Here is a 3,280-nt window from a genome sequence, read left to right as displayed (position 1 = left end):
GGAGCACCTCGCCGTCGGCGCGCTTGACCTGGTGGTCCGGCCGCAGCCGCAGCCCGACCGCCGGGTGACCGGAAATGCCCATGTCGTAACGGATCCCCAACCCGCTCACCTGGCCGGCCAGATGGTTGGCCACCACCGGGTAGTCGACCAGCTCGCGCATCACCGTGCGCAGCGGCTCCATCTCGTCGCCGGTCAGGTAGAGCTGCGCCTGCGCGCGGGTGTTGCGCAGCAGCCGCGCCCCCACCGGATACCGCTCGGTGTGGTAGCTGTCCAGCAGGCCCTCCGGCGCCCAGCCGTTGATCGCGGCGGCCAGCTTCCAGCCCAGGTTCACCGCGTCCTGCACACCGACGCCCAGACCCTGCGCACCGGCCGGCAGGTGGATGTGCGCGGCGTCCCCGGCCAGGAACACCCGGTCCCGCCGGTACTCGGCGGCCTGCCGCGACGCGTTGGTGAACGAGCTGACCCACCGGTGTTCCAGATGGTGCAACGACTCGCCGGTCATGCGCTGCCACGCGTCGGCCACCTCGGTGAAGGTCAGGTTCTGCTTGTCGTGGTGCGGGGTGACACCCTCCTCGTGGATGACGATCCGGTCGATGCCGTCCTCCAGGTTCATCGCCATCACCATGCCGCCGGGCACCCGCTCGCCGATCGGCCGGCGCCGGATGTTCGCCCCGACCAGATCGGCCATGTACATGCCGCGGGTCGCCGCCCAGCCGGGAAACTCGATACCGGCCAGCCGGCGCACCACGCTGCTGCCGCCGTCGCAGCCCACCAGATAGCGCGCGCGGTCGGTGCCCGGACCGTCCGGGCCCTGGAACTCGATCTCCACCCCGCCTTCGGTCTGCCGCAGCCCGGTCACCTCGTGCCGGCGCAGCACCGGAACCCCCAGGTCACCAAGCCATGCCTCGAGCATCGCCTCGGTGCGGAACTGCGCGATACCCCGCACGCTGAAATGGTTCTCGTCCAGCTTGTCGAAGTCGATCCGCACGCCGCCGAAGTGGCCCTGCGCCCATTCCACCTCGCCGAACCGCGACAGCAGCCCGCGCTGGTCGAACACCTCGGCCGCGCGCCTGGTGAAGCCGACACCCCGGGACTCGCCGCTCGGCGCGGCCAACCTCTCGTAGAGGACGACGTCCACCCCGGCCAGTTTCAGCTCACCGGCGAGCATCAGCCCGACCGGCCCGGCGCCGACCACGATCGCACCCTTTGTCATGTCCTGTCTCCCGGTCATTCGAAGAACTCCAGCAGCAGCTTGCTGACCAGTTCGGGCTGCTCCTCGGGAATCCAGTGCGACGAGTCGTCCACCCGCACCACGCGCACGTCGGTTCCCTGCTCCGGCAACACCCGTTGGAGCCGCTCGACATTGATCGGGCAGCCCAGCCCGAGGATCGGGGCGGTCACCTTGCCGTAGCCGTTCATGTCCGCGATGTCCTGGTGGAAAGCCTGGTACCAACCGTTGGTGGCGCGGATCGCCTCCGGTGTGTCGTAGGCGCGGGCGTAGATCGCGCGGTCCCGCGGACCGATCGCGTCCTGGTCGACCAGCGACTTGCCGTACAGCCAGTCCACCAGGTACCAGGCCCGGCCGGCCAGCAACCGCTCCGGCAGTTCGGGCACCTGGTTGAAGGCCCACCACCACATGTTGAAACCCGCGCCGGGCCGGGGAACCAGCCGCATCTCGTAGCGGCTCTCGTCCGGATGCGCCACATCGAGCAGGGCGAGCTTGCGGGTGGCGTCCGGGTGGTTCACCGCGAAGCTGAACGCCACCATCGCCCCGATGTCGTGCCCGACGATGTTGACCCGCTCGTAGCCGAGCGCCCGGACGAACTCGTAGACGTCCCGCGCCATCGACTTCTTGTCGTAGCCACCGGCCGGCTTGTCCGAGCCGCCCATGCCGCGCACCTCGACCACGATCACCCGGTAGCGCTGCGCCAGCGCGGGCATCATCTTGCGGTACTCCCACCAGGTCTGCGGCCAGGCGGGCAGCAGCACCAGCGGCTCGCCGGTCCCGCCGGACACGTAGTGCAGCCGGATTCCGTTCACCCGCAGGTAGTCGCTGCGGAACTCGCCGGGCAGCGACGCCGCCAGCTCCTCGTCGGTCGGCAGGTCCAGCATGCTGGGTAGCACTTCGGCCGTCATGGTGCAGGTACTCCCATTCCGTTCAGGGGCGCGGATGTCCGAACCAGTTCGTGAGCGCTTCGGTCAGGTCGGCGTCGCCCGGCGCGGCCCACGCGATGTAGCCGTCCGGACGGAGCAGCACGGCATCCGGTGTGGACTGCCCGTTGGTTTCGGCCCAGATACCGGAGACCACGTCGACCCGGTCGGCCCAGCGCGCGGCCGCGGCGTCGGCCGTCCCGTCGGTGCTGACCAGCACGCCCCGGCCGGCGTGCAGCAGTTCGGCGATCCGGACCTGCTCCCCGTCGGCCAGCTTGAGCTGGTGGTCCGGCCGCAGCCGCAACCCGGTCATCGGATGCCCGGCGGCACCCATGTCGTAGCGGATGTCCAAGCCACTGACCAGACCGGCCAGATGCCGCGCGGCGTCCGGATAGGTCACCAGCTCACGCATGACCGTACGCAGCGGCTCCATGTCCTCGCCGGTCAGGTACAGCAGGGACTGCGCGATCACGTTGCGCAGCAACCGTTGTCCGACCGGGTGACGCTCGGTGTGGTAGGTGTCGAGCAAACCGTCGGGCACGTCGCCCCGGATCCGGGCGGCGAGTTTCCACCCCAGGTTCACCGCGTCCTGCAAGCCGACGCTGACCCCCTGCGCGCCGAGCGGGGCGTGGTCGTGCGCGGCGTCGCCGGCCAGGAACACCCGGCCCCGGCGGTACTCCGTGGCCAGACCCGCGGCGTTGGTCAGCGCGGTCATCCAGGTCGCCGAGCCGTGATGGATCGACTCACCGGTCATCTCCTGCCAGGCGTCGGCGATCTCGGTGAAGGACAGCGGGCCCGTTGCGTGGTCCGGGCTCACCCCGGGCTGATGGATGACGATCCGGGTGACCCCGTTGCCGATTCCGACGCACAGCACCATGCCGCCGCCCGGGATCCGCTCGCCGATCGGGCGTGGGCGCAGTTCCACGCCGACCACATCGGCCATGTACATGCCCCGCGTGGCCGCCCAACCGGGGAAGTCGATGCCGGCGCCGGCACGGATCGTCGAGCGCCCACCATCACAGCCGATCAGGTACTCGGCGACATGTTCGGTCCGGCCGTGCGGCCCGTCGACGGTGACCACGACGCCGGTGGGCGTCTCCCGGAACCCGACCATCTCGTGTCCCCAGCG

Annotated in this window: 3 protein-coding genes; all 3 read right to left on the bottom strand. The window is 70.3% G+C overall.

Annotated elements, in window-relative coordinates; genetic code table 11:
* Positions 1 to 1,213: FAD-dependent monooxygenase (locus VFO68_RS05310; RefSeq protein WP_325157024.1), on the bottom strand; the 1,213-nt coding region annotated here is incomplete at its 3' end.
* A gap of 14 nt (positions 1,214 to 1,227) precedes the next feature.
* Complete coding sequence (locus tag VFO68_RS05305; protein WP_325157023.1) at positions 1,228 to 2,136, bottom strand: alpha/beta hydrolase; 909 nt, start codon at positions 2,134 to 2,136, stop codon at positions 1,228 to 1,230.
* Positions 2,137 to 2,158: 22 nt separating this feature from the next.
* A partial coding sequence (locus VFO68_RS05300; protein ID WP_325157022.1) for an FAD-dependent monooxygenase occupies positions 2,159 to 3,280 on the bottom strand: 1,122 nt, incomplete at its 5' end.

The organism is Actinophytocola sp., assembly GCF_035712165.1.
Classification (GTDB): domain Bacteria; phylum Actinomycetota; class Actinomycetes; order Mycobacteriales; family Pseudonocardiaceae; genus DASYTH01.
The sequence above is the reverse complement of the archived record's forward strand: the minus strand, read 5'-3'. Positions and strand labels throughout refer to the sequence as shown.

Coding starts and splice junctions, on each gene's coding strand:
- VFO68_RS05305 (WP_325157023.1), bottom strand. CDS start 2,136: ATGACGGCCGAAGTGCTACCCAGCATGCTGGACCTGCCGACCGACGAG.